Genomic DNA, 17,013 nt, shown 5'->3' with positions numbered 1-17,013 from the left:
TGCCGACGAGGAGAGCGGGAACCCGGGGTGGGTCGGGTTCCCGCTCAACAGAATCCAAACGGACGTTCATCGCTGAGATGTCGAGTATGTCCTTGTTACCGGCTTCTCCGTCTCGGCGCCGACATAAAAGCGGGAAGGGAAATGGAGGTGCAACATGATGCATTTTACCGAGCGCGTGCTGACGGACGAGTTAGCCGAAGCCAAGTGCCTTCTTCAGCGTGCGTTGGCCATCCTCGATGCGCACGACGAACACGCTGCGGCATATTGCGTCTGCGATGGCATTGAACGGTTGATCGGAGCACCAAGCACAATCGAGCAATGGTATCTGATGACCGGAAGGGATCCAGAGGGAGAACCCTTGGATGACTCGGCCTGAGGCTACAAGAATGGGTTTGAACTCTGCTGAGGGTACCCTGGCCCGAACCCAACGCGATAGTCGCGTCAATTGTGTGGGCTCTATCAAGAAGCTAGAAAGCGACCGAAAAAAGGCGACACCACTTGGATGCCGCCCTTTCGAGTTCAAAAGGGCTTCGAATTTTCATTCTGCCCCTCGGGTCGCGATGAATCGTTACCATTGCGAGACGATATGATATTGTATAAATACGACACAATGGGTCTCACACGGTGATTTTACATCGAGTGTCAATTGGCAAGTTCGTTAGTCTTAGTCCGCCTCTTCGATGCTACAGATTATGTCGAATTCTTTTCAACAGTGGCCACGCCGGGGCTCGGTCAGCGCAATAGGCTGGTTGCAACATCTTGATATCGCTTCGGGTGAAGCCCATCATGTGACGGGAACCGGAGCATATCGAGGGTTTCGTCGCGAAAACTAACGGCTACCGAGCTCACGACATAGGAGCGAGGACGCGAATAGGGCAGAATCCAGATAACGCGGCGTGAGCTGATCGATGATCGAATGCGTATGAGTCGTTCCGACAGAAGGCCATCCGGCATATCGTTCGAGCCGATCGCTATTACGGTGACACCGAAACGTCTTGCGGGTTTCCGCCAAGCCAAAATCTGCTTGGCTGTCGCGCCTTCAGCCGCGACGACTGTGCATGGCCGCGCGAGGCGGGCATTGGTGAATTGAGCGGTGCCGACTGCGAGGCTGTCGCCTAAAAAGAGGCATTCGAACATCAGGCCAACCTCCTCAACCAGTGTCCCTCAGGGCGCCAAGGCTGCCAATGGCGCCCTGAAGAATGCTGCAGATGGCACTTTCGAGACTATCGGCGACATTGGTTATGTCACGTGGAGTTGCTGATCGCGCTCGGCTAGCCGCTTTTTTTCACGCGTTCGCCAGCACCTTTTCAAGCGCGGCACTTTTAAGGCATTCAATCGGGTTCATCGGCAGCTATGTTGTCGATGAAGCCCTCGAAGAGCCCTATGACGTGGCGTGACGAGATGGCCTGTTCGAAATCTCGCGGATGCACGAACTCGTCGCGAAACCACGGATATATGTCCCCGGCGAAGCAGCTGGTCAGCCATGTTATCACCGATTGCACGCCGGACGAGGAGGCCTTGGCCGGATTGGCCACGCAAAATATCTCGCGCCGCAATCGAACGTCCAGGTCCAGTGGACGCACCCGCCTGCTGATCGCACGGGCGTAGGTTGGGAGGATGCCAATGCCTCCGCCGGTCGCAATCGCTCGAAAATGAGCGGAACTGCTGTTGGTCCTTATGCTTATCAGCCCCGGCACTTCCGAGCGTCCCAGGATGAAGGGCAAGAGGTACGAGGCGACCTGGTCTGCCTCCTGCCATACGAGCTTATGGTTCGGCCATTCGTCAACAGATGTCGGGGTGCCCGCAACCTTCAGATAGCTCTCTGCGGCGAAGGGCATGAGATGCAAGCAGCCGATATGGCGGACGATGGCCGTCCCTTCTGCGGGGGGCTCGAGTTGTACGGCCAGGTCACATTCGCCGCCGGCAACATCGCTGCGACTCATGTCGCAGTGGAGATCCACGTCGAGGCCAGGATTTGCGCGCTGGAACTCCACGAGGCGAGGCATGAGCCAGTACGTACCCAGGCCCTCCGTAACGGCCATACGGATTCGCTCGCGTTCGCCGGCGGAAGGACGAACTGCCTCCGCGCTCTGCCGTGTCAGCCGCATCTCTCGGGCGGTGAGGAGCAGCTTCTCGCCGACCCGCGTCAATCGCAATCCGGAGGGGCCGCGCTGGGCGATGACTTCGCTCAGCTTGTCCTCGATTCGCTGCAGCCGGCGGCGGATCGTCCCGACGGCGCGGCCGGTCTTCGACGCACCAGCCCGCAGGCTGCCCGCCTCGACCACGTCGAGAAAAAGCTCCAGATCGGTCCAGTCGACGAGCTTGAGCTTTTCCTGAAAGGACTTGTTACCGGAAGAGGAGCGTGTCTCGGATCGGCGATTGCCAACTTTGGCCGATGGGATGGGTATCTTTCTAGCGTTTCGCGCTTTCTTGGACGTGGGCAAACCGCTCTCTCCTCTATTTCGGATCACAGCAGAATCCGCTGCAAGAGAGTTCATGCGATCTTTCAAAATCAATAATAAGTTCGGTCAATCCGGATGTTTCTGTTTGGGTCAACGTTTGCGAGGAGATCCGGAACCCGGATGTGTCAGTCATTCCCTGGCGCCGTGACATTTAGGCACATCGATGGCGGGGTGCGTCAAAAGTGAACCCGCCATAGCGAAAGATGACCTCGCCTCAAGGTAAGCAGATGTAGGTATTTGGGTAACCCTTTCAGTCACGAAGGGGGATGCATGTACCGGGCGAACATACAAACCGCGGCGATCGACGGCTTCCACACGATGGCATTTTCCGAGCGTGTCCAGAGGCTATGTGCTGCTGGTGATAGGACAATTCCCGTGACGCGGGCGGCGAGTTTGGATGAAGCACTTGCCGCATTGGCTTTTGCGAGGCGCCAACTCAGGGGCTTGGTACCCAACGATGTCGCTGCGGCCGCTATCGCGCATAACCGGGAGATTTTTCATATCGTGGGGGAGCAGGACGAACGATCAGATCGACCGGCGTTCCTCGCGTATCTCCCTCTAAATCGGCAGGGAGCTTCGGCGCTTGTAAACCGACAGTTCAGCGGAATGGAGCCGGACCTGACGATGGTCTGCCGAGCTGATGAACGGCCCCACGCAATCTACATCTGGCTGATGTTCGCCCCCGGCACGCTGACGCCGACGCTCCGTGCGCTGGCTCCCCTTCTCGGGCGCCTCGCGCCGGAAGGTTGTCCGCTTTTTACGCGAGGAGTGACTGGACATATGTCTCGTCTATTCCCTGCCTTGGGTTTCATTGAAGCGCGCCACGTCTACCCAAATGCTGCAGCGGATCTGCTGGCCTTGTCCCCCCGTTCGGGGTTTCCGCTCTTTGAGAACGAACTGGTTGCACGACCTGCCGGCGCGATCACGGTGCGCGTAGCGCGCACGATGGAAGACATTCTGAAATGCTTTACGGTCCGGTCGGCGACTTACATGGCGGAACAGGATTGCCCGTTCGACGAGGAGTTCGACGGAAATGATTTTTGCGCGACACATTTCCTCGGCGAGATCGATGGTGAACCGGCGGGCTGTATTAGGGTGCGCTATTTCGCGGACTTCGTAAAACTGGAACGTCTCGCTGTGCGGCATGAATTCCGGAACTCGAGGTTGTCTTTTCGCCTCGTCAGGGAGGCGATTAGCTATTGCCGTCGCAAAGGATATCGCCGCGCCTACGGTCATTCTCGCAGCGACCTGGTCCGCTTCTGGGGTATATTCGGTTTCAGGGCAATTGCGGACCGACCGCGCTTCACCTTCTCCGAGGTCGAATATGTCGAGCTCGAGGCGAGCCTCGCGGCGACGGAGGATCGGCTCGCCATTGGTGCCGACCCCTACATACTGATCCGTCCGGAGGGAGATTGGGATCGGCCTGGTCCGCTGGACCGATCGTCATCGCGGCCCGCATCCATCGGGTCGCGCAGGCGCAATCGCGGACCGTCTGTCGAGCGCATGGCGCAGAACCTTACATCCTCCTCCACGGCGGGTGCATAATGTCAGGGTCGGAGAGGCAGCGGGACCGCTGGGCGCCAGTTCCCGACATAGAGGACCCGGGCGTCGCATGCGGTTGCGCAGGCGGTCTCGCGCGAGACGTGTCGGCAGATCCGGAGTGCGCTCTGCCCGGTGCCCGGCTGGCACATTGGGCGCTGATGGCCCGGCGCTTACGGGAAGAGGTGATCGGCAGTGATCTCTTCTCCGACCCCGCATGGGACATCCTGCTGGATCTTTATGCCGCGCTTGGACGCGGTGTATGCGTGAAAGCCAGCAGCGTCTCGCTGATTGCTGGCGTGCCCCCAAGCACGGGCCGCCGCTGGGTGAGCAAGCTCATTGATCTTGGCCTCATTGAGCGCGCGAAAGGGCAGCCGGATCAGCGCTTCACCTATCTCGGGCTCAGTGCGAAGGGACGGGAGATCATGGAAGTCTTCATGGACCGCCTGGCAGGTAAAGGCATGCCACCCTGTTGCATCGCTAGATTAGGCTGTCCTTATCGCTCGAGCGACCAGGCCGTGGGATGAACGGCTAAATGGCCGCAGGGCGTGCCTCTTGGTTTGGCGCGATTGACGGCCCGCTGAAGGCTACTCCGTCGTCGACGCCGCAGTCTATGTCGTCGAGCAGATCCAGTCCCTCGTCCAGCCGCCGGATGAATCCAACGGATGCACTGTGTGTCGCGATCCGATGCCATGCTCAGCTTGGCCTCTCATCGGGAATGGCGGGACTCCCGCTCGGGCGCTGCCACTTCGCAGCTTCGCGCAGCGCGCAACATAGGCGTCCTAACCGGCCAAGAATTTGTTCGGAGCGTCTGAAATTCAGGCCCGCGCCCATTGCGGTGATGCGCGCATGGTCACTTGACTTGTCGTGCGGCGGAATGTCGGGAAACCATGGATAGGATTTATTCGTATATATCGAATATATACAGGGCTGCCATGCATCAGCTTACCCAGATCGAACTGTCCAACTGGCTAGCGCTTTATCTCGCCGCAGGCTTGTGCTGCGCGCTCGCCTTCGCGCTCGCCTGTGCCACTGCCGCTATCGAGATTTACCGGGACCGTTCATGGTCGACGATCAAATCCGTCAGATCCGCGGTGCTTTTCATACCTCGGACATGGTGGCGCTGGCAGAAGCTCTATTTGACCTCGACCCCGGTGACTCTCGGTATCGTAAGCTTATTCGCTGCGTCGATGAGGTGGGGCTGATCGCGGCAGTCTGGCCGTGCTGTCTGGAATAGGATGATAGTTCGAGCGGCAGTGCGTCGAACGAGCTCTCCTCTGATCAAAGCCCGAACGCGCGCGACACCATCGGTCCTATCCGATCCTCATTCGCGTCTTTCTGGGAAATGCAAAGTAGGGGTGCTATCTGCTCCATACGCGGATGGGTGGTGGCCTTTGCTGCAAGATAGGCATCGTCCGTCGACCCCATCGCTTCGACCACGAGCTGCCGGATTTCCCCGGTGCTGCGGGAGCGCGCTTCAAGCAGGAAGTCGGGACGACATGAGCCAATGTCGGTGAGCGTGTCGAAAACAGGCTTTTCGAGCACAAGATCGATCTGTCGTCGATCGAAGTCGCGCCGGAGCTGGAGCAGGTCGCGCAGGACGGTGCGCTCAAACTCTGAGTCAACCGGAATGAAACGCCTTCCCGAGAAGATTGGCTGGGCATAGCCTCGAAGCGGGGCATATCCGTGCGCTTCGGGATATTCGCCGGCCACGATGAGGACCAGATAGGGGCCTTTGATCGTGTTGCCCCGCACGGATGGCGATTGCACACGGTTAGCGAGCACAACCGGGTCGCAGCCCGCCACCTGGATTGTCGATCCACGAAATTCCTGGGCGAAGAGCGCGAGAAAAGCCTGCGGAGCATGCGCGCGCGGCCAGCGCCGCGCAAGTTCGCGCAGGCTCGCATAGACCCGTTTGCTGTGGAGCGCCTGTGCGTGGGTCCAGAAGGCGCGACCAAGCTCCATTCCCGGCGCGATCTCGACCCGCTTGGCCGCCTTGGTCAGACATCGAAACTCATCGCCGATAGAGTGGTCAGGCGCCTCGTGCGAGAGGGGCATCGTGCGATTGAGGCCCGCGATATGGATGAGGCGCCAGAGAAGGCGGGCCAGACGCGGCACGGAGGCTTGGCGGGTTCGATCGTCGCTGCTCTCTTCTTCTGGTCGTTGTGCCAGCTTCTCCGGCGCGGGCCTCAGCACTTCAAAATAACCCGCGGGGGGATCGGCGGGGCTCTCGGGCGTGCGAACCTCGGTGACCCGGTTTGTCGCCTGGTCGCGAAAGAAGGGGCAATCCGGCAGGTGCTCCGGCCGGTTGGGGCTGGTGAGGCGACGGAGGTAGTAGGTTTCCGCCTCTGATAGGAAGGCTGGAGTGAGGATCGGCGGGGCTGCCTCTGGAGCCAGGCAATCGCAGGCGATCCATTTTTCGCCGAGCCGAGCTTGCTGGACGAGCATTATCCCGGCTTCCTCATCATGCCGGGAGCCCTTGCCGACGTACCACCTCACAAGCGCGTCACGAACGGGGGCGGGAAGTGGAATACGACCAGCGCCTCGGCCATCGCTGTGGCGTGCGATCAACCACATTTACCTGCCCCCCGCGAACAGGGAAGCCTGTCTGAAGCGCCCAACGGTGGATTGACAAGCTGGCATCTGCTGATCTTCCCTTTCCTCAGTTCGCAAAAAGGGAGGTCTTTATGCGTGTGTTTCTCCTGGGCTTGGTTGCGGCGAACCTCGTCTGCTCCGCACAAACGCAGGCCGCGCCGAGAACTGCACAGACCGCGCGGAGCGTGCAGCTCATTGCGATGGGGGCGACAGCAAAGCCAGATCCCGGCCCACCGGCTCCGCCAGACGATCAAGCCGTCGGCGGCGCCCCGCCGGCTGATTTCAAGGTGCATGACCTCAGCCGCCGTTGGGTCGAATTCGAGATGGCCAACAGTTTCGCTGGCGAGAATACCGCTCATCCGCCGTTGCAGGACGAGGACCCGTTCGCGCATGTCGGAGTTGCGCAGCCGGCCGTGCATCCAGCAGAGATGCCACCTTATCCAATGTCCTCGATCCCAGTGCCGATCTGGATGCGCGGAGGACCGGTGTTCGCCTCGGCCGCCTCCAGCTACGTGCCGGGCTGCTACGCGCCCGGCTACAGACCCACAGGCTTTCTCGCCTCCGATGCCGAGATCCGGCGGGCGAACTACTACGGCATGATGAGCAATATCGCCTGCCAATACGGCATTCCCGTGGGACTGTTCGACGCGATGATCATCCGGGAAAGCCGCTATCGGCCTGATGCCTTCTCTCCCAAAAGTGCCTTTGGACTGACGCAGCTGATGCCGGGTACGGCGGTCGCGCTTGGCGTCAACCGTTACAGCGTGGAAGAGAATCTGCGCGGTGGCGCAAAATATCTGCGTCAGCAGCTCGACCGCTTCGGCCACTACCATCTCGCGCTCGCCGCCTACAATGCTGGTCCGGGACGGGTTCGGAATGGACTGGTGCCTCGGATCACCGAAACGCAGGCCTATGTGGATAATGTGCTGCTGAACTGGTCTCGTCTGAGCGGCATCAACCGGCCGGTGACGGTCGTTCCACGGGTCCGGGGAGCGCCAGCGAGCGCCGATCAACGCGCATTCGGCCGGACCGCGGCAGTTTCCACTTTCTAAGGAGACGAGGGGTTGACGCGCGCGGCCGGCATTCAGGCCGCTTGCGCGAGATGGCTCAGCGCCAGAGCTCATCGCGCTGGGTGATTACGGTGCGGCGGCCCATGACGAACGCGACCGCCTTGGCGATATCCTCGATCCATCCGTTGCGGAGGATGGCTGCCCATTCGGGCCGCGCTTCGGTGCCATCGAGGCCGTTCATGGTCTCGAGTGTCTGCACCAATTCCTTGCCTAGGTCTTTGACGATATCGCCAACGAGATTGATGACGCTGTCGTAACGCGCCTTATCCGAGGGATCGAGGTCGCGTAACGCTTCGGTGCGCATGAACGCCTTGAGGATATTCGTTCCCAGCGCCAGCAGGATCGCCTCCAGTTCATCGACTGTCATGGAGAGGCGCTTCTGCGGGGTCTGATGAAGAATGCGGCCCAGCCTTGATTTGCTGATGCCGGTTTTCTCGGCCAGGGAACGATGCCGTGTATCGTTCGCGGCCATCAGGTCGCGGATCAGACGAATATAGTCTGGCTCAAACGAACCGACAGACAGCGATTCCGAGGTTTCCGACATGCAGATCCCCACCACACCTTTCCGGTGGATGAAGAGAACATGACAGATTCTTCATTTGCAAGCCTGCTTGGGGCCAAAATGAGCGGCATTCAAATCACTGAGAGCCGGTCACATCTCGCCTAGTGACGCGGGCTGCTCGGCGGAATGGCAATTCTGGCCGGTATCACCCGTTCCAGGTCCATTTTTGCCAGCACCCGCGCCGCTTTCTGTTCGACGACATAGTCGAAGAGCAACACGGAGAGGGCATCGCCGACGGTGAGATCGGCGTCGAGTTCCCTGCTGAGAAGGTCTTTAACGTCATCCAGGCAGTCAGCGCTGGTCTGTGAAATTTGAAGTTCGATGCGGATCTCGCCTTGGGTTGGAATTGCGACCAGATGCTCTTTCAGGGTGGTCATGTCGCGATCTCGGATTCGCGAAAGGCTTCCGATCCGAGCCTCCAGGAGGCGCTCAAGGGTTTGGTAGGACTTTGTCTCGTTGGATCTGAGCCGGAGACTTTCCGTGGTCAGGCGAAAAAGATGCTCGGAAATGTCGAGCGTGCAGCCTGGAATGTCAGCGCCGATCGTGCCCACGTCTTGATTAGCCTCGTATCGAAAGGGCCCGTTGATCGTCGGGCGCTGCGGAGGGTTAATGAAACGATAATGGTTAACATTTTACGAGTCCGCCCTGCGAATCTATCGCCGTTACGTCGCTTTCGCAATTCTGAGGCAGTGTGCCCTAGAGCGCGGGCGAGGCGTCCCAAATCTGGGGCAGTATGGCCTGAAACCGGGGCGCGGTGTCCCGCTAAGGCGATCGCTCGTCAGCTAAGCATACAAAATTTTACGATTCGCAAACGGTCGGATCGACGTTCGGTTGCACAGCCGCGAGCCGATTGGTCACCCTTTGCTTGGGCGCGGTTCCGTCGCGTCTCCAACCGAAGGAAATCCACATGCAGTCTGTCCTCAAAAAGAGCGGACACGCGGAGCTGGCGATCCTCGCCCTCGCCGTGCTTCTGTTCGCATTCCTCTTCTTCGCAGGCCCCGCATTCGCCGGTGCCGACACGACGTTCAACACCGCGCTGACCAAGTTCACCGACTTCCTCGAAGGGTCCGGCGGCAAGATCATCACCGTGCTCAGCCTGGCCGGCGGCATCGTGGCGCTCGCATCGGGCCGGTTCTCGATGGGCCAGATCGCCATTCCGGTCGGTGTCGGTGTGGGCGCCGGTACCGGCATTCCGATCGTCACCTCCACCGTGACCGCAACGATCTGAACCGATCCTAGGCCCCGCGCGGAGTAGCAGCTCCGCCGGGGCGCAAGGAGGGGGTGGTGCAATGGCCGCAGACAAGTACGTCATTCCAACTCATCTCGATGATCCCGAGCTGATCGGGCTGTGGACCCTCGATGAGTTCCTGGCGATGGTTATTCCGTTCGTCTGGGGGATCCTGTCTCAGCACATCCTCATCGGCATGCTTCTTTCGGGTGCGGGCTGGTGGGGTCTCAGAAAAGCTAAGGCGGGCCGGGCGACATCTTGGCTGCTTCACCTGGCCTATTGGCATCTGCCGGCCGGTTTCACCGGTCTCAGAGCCACGCCACCCTCATATCTTCGACTGATGGCGGGGTGATATGGAACTTTCCTACAGCCATACGAACAGCCAGCGTATCCTGCGCCAGCGTAACATCCTGGCCGTCGCTGCGGCCGCGCTTGGCGTGCTCACCCTGCTGCTGTTCACAGTCAGCCTGTCACGCGATCGGGAGGTCGTGCTGCAGCCGGTGCTGCGATCTTCGCTGACAATCAGCTCCGCTGGCGTCAGCCACGAATATCTCGAGATGATCACACGCGACACGGTCGTGCTGACGCTCGACCGCAGCCCGCAGAATCTCGAATATTGGATGAATGCGGTACTCGATATTGCGAGCCCGCGAACGCAGGGCAAGATCAAGGCCGATCTGCTCAAGATCGTCAGTGAGCAGCGGGGCTCGTCGATTTCGCAGTTTTTCACGATCCAGAAGATGGAGATCGACACCAAGAACCTCCGTTCGGAGGTGACCGGCGAGCTTCACACGATCGTCGGGGACAAGGTCATCTCCAACGAGAACCGCACCTTCCGCTACGACTGGGAATATTCCGGCCTGTCGCTGAAGCTGGTCGGGTTTGGAATGGTGAAGACCGGCGCCGCCAAAGACCAACAGGGGAGCGACCAATGATGCCGGTCTATGCCATCGGGAGTGCCGCCCTCGGCACTGCCTTCCTCACGCGCGTCTATTGCCATGCGAGCCGCTTCATCGGCGCCGGTCTCGTCGCGCTGGCGATCTTCCTGATCGCCGAGCCGGCCTTCGCCGATCAGACGATCATGGCGAGCGACAGCGCCCAGGTCGATTGCACCGCGTCGGCCAAGGATCTCACCCGCATCAGCCTCGTCGAGGACGAATTCGCGAGCGTGTCGAAGATCTCGACCGGCAATCCGCAGGACGACTTCTCGGTCGTCAACGAGCCGGTGCGCGGCGACATCTATCTCTCGGTACCCGATGGCTTCGGGCGTCCCGCGCTCTCCTTCTTCGCGACAAGCAAGCGCGGCTATGTCTACAAGTTCGTCTGCCGCATCAGCGGCGACCAGGCCGCCCAGGTGTTCGTGTCGAACCCGGCGATCGCAAACGAGCGGGCCGCGGAGAACGGTCCCACGAACCAGCTTGGTCCGCAGGATGCGGCGGTCGAACTTGTCCAGGCGATGTACTCCAACGCCGTCGCGGACGGATATGAGATGCGCCAGCGCACTCTTCGCCCGGTCTATGTCGGGACTCTCAAGGTCCAGATGATCGCCGAGTATCGGGGGTCAGAGCTGACCGGCAGGGTTCTCCGGATCGAGAACAAGGGCGACCAGAGCGTCGAGCTCACCGAGAGCATGATCGCTCCATCGAGCGCGCTCGCCGTGTCGATCGCCGACAGCAAGCTGGCGCCGGGCACGGTCACCACGGCCTATCTCGTCTCGCAGAATGGCCCCAGCCCGCTGGCTGGCCAAAACACTCTCACGGGAAGGTGAGGACATGGCTCTTTCCGACATCCTGAACCGCAAGCGCCGCCCGCTCGATGATGGCTCCGAAGAGGGCGTCTCCCCGGTCGCCGGAGACCTTGGCGGCAATGACGCGGTTCGCCGCCGTCAACGCCTGCTCCTGGCCGGCGCTGCGGGCGTGGGTCTCGTCATCTCCTCTTTCTGGATTTTCGGCGGTGACGACAACAAGTCCAAGCTCGCCGATGATAGCGTCAGCGAGGTCAACGTCTCGACCAAGGATCTCGTCAACCGCAATCTCTCCCAGCAGGAGTGGATGGCGCTTTCCGAGAATCGCTTCCAGTCCACCGAGAACCAGCTCAAGTCGATCGACGGTCAGAACCACCGGCTCGAGATGCTGACGGCGCAGGTCGAGGCCCTGAAAGGCCAGAACCAGGCGATGCAGGCCGATGGTCAGCGCGTGCTGTCAGCCTATCAGGCCGAGAACGAACAGCTGCGTCGGCAAGTTGCGGACCGGCGCGCGGCGCAGGCGCCGACGCCAGGGCCCTCAGCGATGTACGGCCCCAATGGACCGCAGGCCTATCAGCGTCCCGACGGACAGGGCAGCGCACAGGGGGCCGCTCCGGTTGCCTCGCCCGCCGAGGTGAAGCTCGTCAATTTCACCACGGCCGACAGCGGAAACGCTTCGCGGGTCGCCAAGGGCAACACTGTCTCCGCCGACAGCGTCAACTATCTGCCGCCCAACAGCTTCGCGCGCGCGAAGGTCATCGTCGGCGTCGATGCCAGCGCCGGGGTCAATAGCCAGAGCGATCCCTTGCCAGTGGTGCTGCGCGTCACGGGCCCGGCGCGCTCGGTCTACCAGAATGGCCGCCTGCTCACGACGAAGATCGAGGGGTGCCTCATCAACGGCGCAGCCCGTGGCGATCTCTCGAGCGAGAAGGTCTACGTCAAGCTCCAGAAGATGACGTGCCCGCAACCCGGGGGCCGCTATGCCGTGTCCGAGGTCAAGGGCTTCATCGCCTTCGGCGGCAAGACGGGCGTGCGCGGCCGAGTGGTCTCGCGCGAAGGATCGCTCGTGACGCAGGCCTTCCTGGCAGGTCTGGCCGGCGGGTTCGGTCGCGGCTTCTCCGCCAACGCCAACTCCGTCTTCCAGGGCACCAATATCACCACCAACGGCCAGCGCCAGAAGCTCTCGACCGGCGACATCCTGGAAGGCGGTTTTGGCGAAGGCGTCGCCCAGACCGGCGACATGGTCTCCAAATATCTGATCGAGCGCGCCGAGCAGTACCAGCCGGTGATCGAGATGCCGACCGGCATCGACGTCGAAATCGTTTTCCTGGAGGGTGTCTATGTCCGCAATTGACCGCATACGCACGCTGGCGCGTCCATCGCGCCTGGTCCTCACCACGCTTCTTGGGCTCAGCGTTGCCGGTATCGCGCTTGCGGCCGACACCAACAGCCCGGAAGATCGGGTCCGGCTGCTGCTGAAGACGCGGTTGCCCAAGACGCCGGTCACCGCGATCGATTGCGGGAAGATCAGTGGCCTGTGCGAAGTCACCGCAGGGGCCAATCTGTTCTACGTGGACACCGGGGCGCGCTTCCTCGTCATCGGGCGTGTCTATGACATGCAGACCCGGCAGGACATCACCGCCGCCCGGCTGCTCGAAATGAACCCCGACATGCTGGTTGGGGCAGCCGCCAAGGCGAATGCCACCGCAAATGCCGGCGGGGACGACGAGTCCGCCCAGCTTGCGGCGGCGACACCGGGCCGCACCGAGAAGCTTGCGCGGCCAGAGGTGCCGCAGAAGCTTTCGCTGGCTGAACTGCCGCGCGAGGGTGCGATCGTTTGGGGCAACCCTTCGGGCCAGACCGTCACGATCTTCACGGACTTTCGCTGCGGCTACTGCCGGGCGCTCACGAGCGTGCTCAAGGACATGAACGTCCGGGTCGTCGAGCGGCCGATCTCGGTGCTCGGAAGCCGCGACGTCGCCGATCGCGTCTACTGCGCGAAGAACCGCGAGGCCGCGCTCCATGCGGCCTATGCTGGCGAGGATCTGAAGGCGGGTCCGTCCTGCGACACGTCGGGTCTCGACGCCAACGAGGCCTTCGCCCACCGCCATGGTCTGAGTGGCACGCCCGTCATCGTTCGCGGCGACGGCGCGGTCATCGAGGGGTTCCGGCCGCGGGCCTTCCTCGAGAACTGGCTCAAGGGAGGGCAGTCGTGAGCCGGCGGCCTGCCATGCAGTCCAGGCACAGGCGGCAGCGCCTTTGTCTCACCGCTGGGCTTGGCTTCACCAGCCTTCTCGCGCTGAGCAGCTGCGCCAGTTTCGGAGGTAATGTGCGCGGGAGTTTCTCCTGCGCGGCGCCGGACGGCATTTGCGCGCCGAGCTCGACGATCGACGATCGGGCGCTTGCACTCATTTCGGCAGACCCTTCGGACGGTGATGCCATGCCCACCGGCAATATACGGCAGCCGATGCGCGGCCGGACCAACCGGGCGCAGGTCGGCCATCCGGCGCGCCTGGCATCGGCGGACGCCGGACGCACCCAGGAGAAGGTCCTGAGGATCGTCTTCCAGCCCTATATCGACGAGCGCGGGCGGCTTCATGAAGCGAGTGCGGTCCATGCGGTGGTCGCGCGCGGCGAATGGCAGCAGCAGGCGCTGACGGAGGTGGCCGTGCCGCCGCGGCGATCTGCCGCCGCACAGGGCTTGACGGAATCGCTGGCTGACGCGGTCGACCGCGTCGACCCGCCGCTGGACAGTTTTGCGCTTTCCGATCCCGACGCCCCGGGTCCGGCGGCGGTGGCAGCCGCGCGGGCGCGCAAGCCCGATGCGGTCCCAGATCCGGTCAGTGCGATCAAGGCGGATGTCCGCGCGCGTCTCGCTCCCAAGGCGCAAGCGGCATCCCGCCCGGGAACGGCGGCGGCTTTGAGCCACACACCGTCGGCTGCCGCCTCGCCGGTGCTCCAACCCCCCTCCGGAGCATCGACGGGCGGCAGTCCCCAGGCGAAGGCATCTCCGACCCCAGCGCCAGTCCCGGCGAGCGGAACCGGCGCCGCCGCCGTTGCCCACGTCAAGGCCGATCCCCGTTACCAGGAGGTCGCGACCGGGGCCGCGAAGGGCGCGCGGGATGCCGCCGCCGCGCAGTCGGGAGTGCAGGCCGCACCCGCCGCGATCGCTCCGACCGTGAAGGCCGCGAACTTCCCCGCTGCCGTCCAGGAGGATAAGTGAGATGGCGGGGGGCGTCTTCGAAAGCCTGCTTGCCGGGATACTTGGCGACGCCAAGCGGCCTGACGCCGAACGGCCGGAACTCGGTGTCCCGATGCTCGCGCACTGGCTGCCCTATCGAAGCTATGATCCCAAAACCGGGATCTTTTACAACAGCGCCTCTCGGGGTTTCGTGATCGAGGCGGCGCCGCTCGTTGGTGCTGATGAGCGGACGGGTGAGATCCTCACGCAATTCCTGTCGGAAGCGATCCCCGCGCCCGGCTGCCTGCAGTTCCACCAATGGATGAGCCCGCGGATCGGCGAGCGTCTCTCGAAATGGTATCTGCCGCGCTATTCGGCACGCGGCGTCTACGAGCGGATGGCCAAGCACCGGGTCGATTTCCTGACCGACGGGGTCTGGAAATCGTTGTCGGCCGATGCGCCCTTTTCGTTGCGCAACCACCGGGTCGCGATCTCCTATTCGACGCCCGAAACCTCGAGCGTCACGACCGAGGAGATCGTGGCGGTCATGGACGGCCTCATCTCGGCGCTGGCGTCGATCAACGTCTCGGCCCGTAAGATGGACCCGCCGGCGCTGATCGCCTGGATCGACGACATCACCTCGCCCACGACCGCGGCCGGCGAGGATGTCGTCAGCTACAATCCGCTTGATCCCATCGCCGACCAGGCCATCCGCCGCGACGTCGAGCTGCATGTCGAGCCCGACCGCATGCTGCTGCGGACCGAGCGCTTCCGCCCCACCGGCAAGACGATCGACGAAGCACCGGAGATCGGCGAGATCCTGCCCGACGTTTTCGACGTCCGCTCCTTTTCGGTCCGCAACCTGCCGGCGCGCTGGGCGCCTTGGGACGTCGCGCGCCTGATCGGCGACATGTTCACCGATAAGCTGCGGATGCCCTGTCCGATCGCGACCAACCTCTGCGTCGAATTTCCCGACCCGATGGCCGCGAGCAACAAGGCGAGCTTCAAGTTCATGCGAACGACGAGCCTCGCCGATTCCAAGTCCTCGCGTTTCCTCCCGCAGCTCAAGGACCAGAGCCAGGAATGGCGCTATGTGAATGACGAAATCCGCCAGGGCCGCAAGCTCGTCCGCGTATTCTTCAGCGTCACTTCCTTCTCGCCCAAGGGCAGGGGCGATGCCAACGAGCGGGTGCTGAAGTCGGTCTACGGGGCTGCGGGCTGGGACCTTCTCGACGATCGATATCTGCAGATCATGGGGCTGCTCTGCGCGATGCCCATGACGATGGCGAATGGGCTTTCGCGCGACCTCGAGCGCATGAAAAGGATGCGCACGTTGCTGACCACGACGGCCGCCAATCTCGCGCCGATCCAGGGTGAGTTTCTGGGGAGCCAGGTTCCGCATCTGATGCTGATCGGGCGGCGCGGCCAGCCCTATTTCTGGAGTCCCTTCGAGAACAAGGCGGGCAACCATAATGTCGCCGTCGTCGGCAAGTCCGGGTCGGGCAAGTCGGTGACGCTCCAGGAACTGTGCGCGTCGCTGTGCGGCGCCGGCGCGCGTGTCGTCGTGATCGACGATGGCCGCTCGTTCGAGCACTCGGCCAAGCTGCAGGGCGGCGCCTTCGTCGAGTTCACCATGTCGTCGGGCTTCTGTCTCAACCCCTTCAGCATGATCGACGAGGAGCTGGCAAGGCAAGACGAGGACTATCTGCTCGACTGCATGGCGATGCTGAAGGCCATCGTGAACCAGATGGCACGTCACATCGACCGGCTGAACGACACCGAGCGGGGCCTGATCGACGGCGCGGTCAATGCGGTCTGGGAAGAGAAGGGAAGGGCCGGTTCGATCGACGATGTGATCGCCGCGCTCGATGCGACCGGCAACCACCAGGCGAGCGACCTCGGCATCGCCATGCGGCCGTTCTCAAGCGGAGGCACCTATGGCCGCTTCTTCCAGGGCGAGGTGTCGTTCGAACTGTCGGCGCAGCTCACCGTCTTCGAGCTTTCGGACCTGTCGTCGCGCGAGGAACTGAGGAGCGTGGTCCTAACCGCGATCATGTTCATGTCGCAGCAGATGATGCGCAAGATCGATCGTTCGATCCCCAAGGCGCTGCTGCTCGACGAAGCGTGGCAGATGCTGCGCGGCGGCGCGATGGCCGACTTCATCGAAACCTATGCGCGCACCTGCCGCAAATATGGCGCCTCGCTGGTGACGGCGACCCAGTCGCTCAACGACTATTACAAATCGGCCGGCTCCGTTGCCGCGCTCGAGAATTCCGATTGGTTCGTGATCCTCCAGCAAAAGCCGGAGACGATCGCGGATTTCAAGAAGCACGACCGCTTCGAGATGGACGATTACACCGACGCGCTGCTGCGCTCGCTCAAGATCAACGGCCGCGAATATTCGGATATCCTGATCAAGGGCCCCGAGACGCTGGCCGTCGGGCGTCTGGTGCTCGATCCCTTCTCGGCCACGGTCTATTCGTCCAGTCCCGCCGTCTACGCCGCGATCGAGGATCTGGTCGCGCAGGGCCTCAGCATGGACGAGGCGATCGAGCGGATCGCCTTCCCCGACAATCCCGAGAAATGGGCCTCGCACGGCGATGCCGAGCTCGCGCAGGCGGCGGAGTGAGCA

General features: G+C 62.3%; 18 protein-coding genes. 13 read left to right on the top strand and 5 right to left on the bottom strand.

Annotation, left to right across the window (positions count from 1 at the left end; genetic code table 11):
- Window positions 1-154 precede the first annotated feature (154 nt).
- On the top strand, window positions 155-376 hold the full coding sequence (locus C100_RS40470; RefSeq protein ID WP_024020814.1) for a hypothetical protein: 222 nt from the start codon (window positions 155-157) through the stop codon (window positions 374-376).
- Between the two features lie 356 nt (window positions 377-732).
- Here C100_RS40470 and C100_RS47960 read toward each other — a convergent pair whose 3' ends face one another.
- Window positions 733-1,137 carry a hypothetical protein gene (locus C100_RS47960; RefSeq protein WP_084625445.1) on the bottom strand — a complete coding sequence of 135 codons (405 nt, stop codon included), beginning with the start codon at window positions 1,135-1,137 and terminating at the stop codon, window positions 733-735.
- A gap of 194 nt (window positions 1,138-1,331) precedes the next feature.
- Entirely contained in the window at window positions 1,332-2,444 is a 1,113-nt protein-coding gene (locus C100_RS40465) for a LysR family transcriptional regulator (RefSeq protein ID WP_235219115.1), read from the bottom strand.
- Between the two features lie 288 nt (window positions 2,445-2,732).
- Between C100_RS40465 and C100_RS47595 the strand changes: the two genes are divergently transcribed.
- From C100_RS47595 to C100_RS49385, 3 genes are all read left to right on the top strand, one after another.
- Window positions 2,733-4,007, top strand: a complete 1,275-nt coding sequence (locus C100_RS47595) for a GNAT family N-acetyltransferase (protein ID WP_024020812.1) — start codon at window positions 2,733-2,735, stop codon at window positions 4,005-4,007.
- Window positions 4,008-4,105: 98 nt separating this feature from the next.
- Window positions 4,106-4,528 carry a MarR family winged helix-turn-helix transcriptional regulator gene (locus C100_RS0125005; protein ID WP_152536494.1) on the top strand — a complete coding sequence of 141 codons (423 nt, stop codon included), beginning with the start codon at window positions 4,106-4,108 and terminating at the stop codon, window positions 4,526-4,528.
- 536 nt (window positions 4,529-5,064) lie between these two features.
- The gene (locus C100_RS49385) at window positions 5,065-5,238 is read left to right on the top strand and encodes a hypothetical protein (RefSeq protein WP_161633929.1); all 174 of its coding nucleotides are present in this window, start codon (window positions 5,065-5,067) and stop codon (window positions 5,236-5,238) included.
- A gap of 44 nt (window positions 5,239-5,282) precedes the next feature.
- On the opposite strand, the gene C100_RS40450 is transcribed toward C100_RS49385, so the two are convergent.
- Entirely contained in the window at window positions 5,283-6,578 is a 1,296-nt protein-coding gene (locus C100_RS40450; RefSeq protein WP_031309899.1) for a hypothetical protein, read from the bottom strand.
- A gap of 110 nt (window positions 6,579-6,688) precedes the next feature.
- On the opposite strand from C100_RS40450, the gene C100_RS40445 reads away from it, so the two are divergent.
- Window positions 6,689-7,648 (top strand): lytic transglycosylase domain-containing protein, encoded by a 960-nt coding sequence (locus C100_RS40445; protein ID WP_019054298.1) that lies wholly within the window; start codon window positions 6,689-6,691, stop codon window positions 7,646-7,648.
- A 55-nt stretch (window positions 7,649-7,703) separates the two neighbouring features.
- Here C100_RS40445 and C100_RS40440 read toward each other — a convergent pair whose 3' ends face one another.
- Both C100_RS40440 and C100_RS40435 read right to left on the bottom strand, forming a co-directional pair.
- The gene (locus tag C100_RS40440; RefSeq protein ID WP_157410293.1) at window positions 7,704-8,138 is read right to left on the bottom strand and encodes a helix-turn-helix domain-containing protein; all 435 of its coding nucleotides are present in this window, start codon (window positions 8,136-8,138) and stop codon (window positions 7,704-7,706) included.
- Between the two features lie 191 nt (window positions 8,139-8,329).
- On the bottom strand, window positions 8,330-8,779 hold the full coding sequence (locus tag C100_RS40435; RefSeq protein ID WP_019054296.1) for a hypothetical protein: 450 nt from the start codon (window positions 8,777-8,779) through the stop codon (window positions 8,330-8,332).
- Between the two features lie 356 nt (window positions 8,780-9,135).
- Here C100_RS40435 and C100_RS40430 point away from each other — a divergent pair, with 356 nt between their 5' ends.
- The 8 genes from C100_RS40430 (at window position 9,136) to traC (ending at window position 17,010) form a co-directional block, all read left to right on the top strand.
- Window positions 9,136-9,456 carry a TrbC/VirB2 family protein gene (locus C100_RS40430; RefSeq protein ID WP_024020808.1) on the top strand — a complete coding sequence of 107 codons (321 nt, stop codon included), beginning with the start codon at window positions 9,136-9,138 and terminating at the stop codon, window positions 9,454-9,456.
- Between the two features lie 61 nt (window positions 9,457-9,517).
- Window positions 9,518-9,808 carry a type IV conjugative transfer system protein TraL gene (gene traL / locus C100_RS40425; protein ID WP_017184781.1) on the top strand — a complete coding sequence of 97 codons (291 nt, stop codon included), beginning with the start codon at window positions 9,518-9,520 and terminating at the stop codon, window positions 9,806-9,808.
- A gap of 1 nt (window position 9,809) precedes the next feature.
- Complete coding sequence (locus C100_RS40420; protein ID WP_024020807.1) at window positions 9,810-10,391, top strand: type IV conjugative transfer system protein TraE; 582 nt, start codon at window positions 9,810-9,812, stop codon at window positions 10,389-10,391.
- Window positions 10,388-11,224: a type-F conjugative transfer system secretin TraK gene (locus C100_RS40415; protein WP_019054293.1), complete on the top strand. Its 837-nt coding sequence runs from the start codon at window positions 10,388-10,390 to the stop codon at window positions 11,222-11,224. The genes C100_RS40420 and C100_RS40415 overlap by 4 nt, the downstream gene beginning before the upstream one ends.
- A 4-nt stretch (window positions 11,225-11,228) precedes the next feature.
- Window positions 11,229-12,554 carry a TraB/VirB10 family protein gene (locus C100_RS40410; RefSeq protein WP_019054292.1) on the top strand — a complete coding sequence of 442 codons (1,326 nt, stop codon included), beginning with the start codon at window positions 11,229-11,231 and terminating at the stop codon, window positions 12,552-12,554.
- Window positions 12,541-13,416 carry a DsbC family protein gene (locus tag C100_RS40405; RefSeq protein ID WP_019054291.1) on the top strand — a complete coding sequence of 292 codons (876 nt, stop codon included), beginning with the start codon at window positions 12,541-12,543 and terminating at the stop codon, window positions 13,414-13,416. The genes C100_RS40410 and C100_RS40405 overlap by 14 nt, the downstream gene beginning before the upstream one ends.
- A gap of 113 nt (window positions 13,417-13,529) precedes the next feature.
- Window positions 13,530-14,423, top strand: a complete 894-nt coding sequence (locus C100_RS40400; protein WP_019054290.1) for a TraV family lipoprotein — start codon at window positions 13,530-13,532, stop codon at window positions 14,421-14,423.
- 1 nt (window position 14,424) lies between these two features.
- Window positions 14,425-17,010 carry a type IV secretion system protein TraC gene (gene traC / locus C100_RS40395; protein WP_019054289.1) on the top strand — a complete coding sequence of 862 codons (2,586 nt, stop codon included), beginning with the start codon at window positions 14,425-14,427 and terminating at the stop codon, window positions 17,008-17,010.
- The last annotated feature ends 3 nt before the right edge of the window (window positions 17,011-17,013 follow it).

Origin of the sequence: Sphingobium sp. C100 (genome assembly GCF_000508185.1) — a bacterium.
Lineage (GTDB): Bacteria > Pseudomonadota > Alphaproteobacteria > Sphingomonadales > Sphingomonadaceae > Sphingobium.
This window is presented reverse-complemented; position numbering and strand designations above follow the sequence as displayed.

Bases quoted from the DNA above. Each gene is read 5' to 3' on its own strand.
- C100_RS40470 (WP_024020814.1), top strand. From the start codon at position 155: ATGATGCATTTTACCGAGCGCGTGCTGACGGACGAGTTAGCCGAAGCC.
- C100_RS47960 (WP_084625445.1), bottom strand. From the start codon at position 1,137: ATGTTCGAATGCCTCTTTTTAGGCGACAGCCTCGCAGTCGGCACCGCT.
- C100_RS47595 (WP_024020812.1), top strand. From the start codon at position 2,733: ATGTACCGGGCGAACATACAAACCGCGGCGATCGACGGCTTCCACACG.
- C100_RS49385 (WP_161633929.1), top strand. From the start codon at position 5,065: ATGGTCGACGATCAAATCCGTCAGATCCGCGGTGCTTTTCATACCTCG.
- C100_RS40450 (WP_031309899.1), bottom strand. From the start codon at position 6,578: ATGTGGTTGATCGCACGCCACAGCGATGGCCGAGGCGCTGGTCGTATT.
- C100_RS40445 (WP_019054298.1), top strand. From the start codon at position 6,689: ATGCGTGTGTTTCTCCTGGGCTTGGTTGCGGCGAACCTCGTCTGCTCC.
- C100_RS40440 (WP_157410293.1), bottom strand. From the start codon at position 8,138: ATGGCCGCGAACGATACACGGCATCGTTCCCTGGCCGAGAAAACCGGC.
- C100_RS40430 (WP_024020808.1), top strand. From the start codon at position 9,136: ATGCAGTCTGTCCTCAAAAAGAGCGGACACGCGGAGCTGGCGATCCTC.
- traL (WP_017184781.1), top strand. From the start codon at position 9,518: ATGGCCGCAGACAAGTACGTCATTCCAACTCATCTCGATGATCCCGAG.
- C100_RS40420 (WP_024020807.1), top strand. From the start codon at position 9,810: ATGGAACTTTCCTACAGCCATACGAACAGCCAGCGTATCCTGCGCCAG.
- C100_RS40415 (WP_019054293.1), top strand. From the start codon at position 10,388: ATGATGCCGGTCTATGCCATCGGGAGTGCCGCCCTCGGCACTGCCTTC.
- C100_RS40410 (WP_019054292.1), top strand. From the start codon at position 11,229: ATGGCTCTTTCCGACATCCTGAACCGCAAGCGCCGCCCGCTCGATGAT.
- C100_RS40405 (WP_019054291.1), top strand. From the start codon at position 12,541: ATGTCCGCAATTGACCGCATACGCACGCTGGCGCGTCCATCGCGCCTG.
- traC (WP_019054289.1), top strand. From the start codon at position 14,425: ATGGCGGGGGGCGTCTTCGAAAGCCTGCTTGCCGGGATACTTGGCGAC.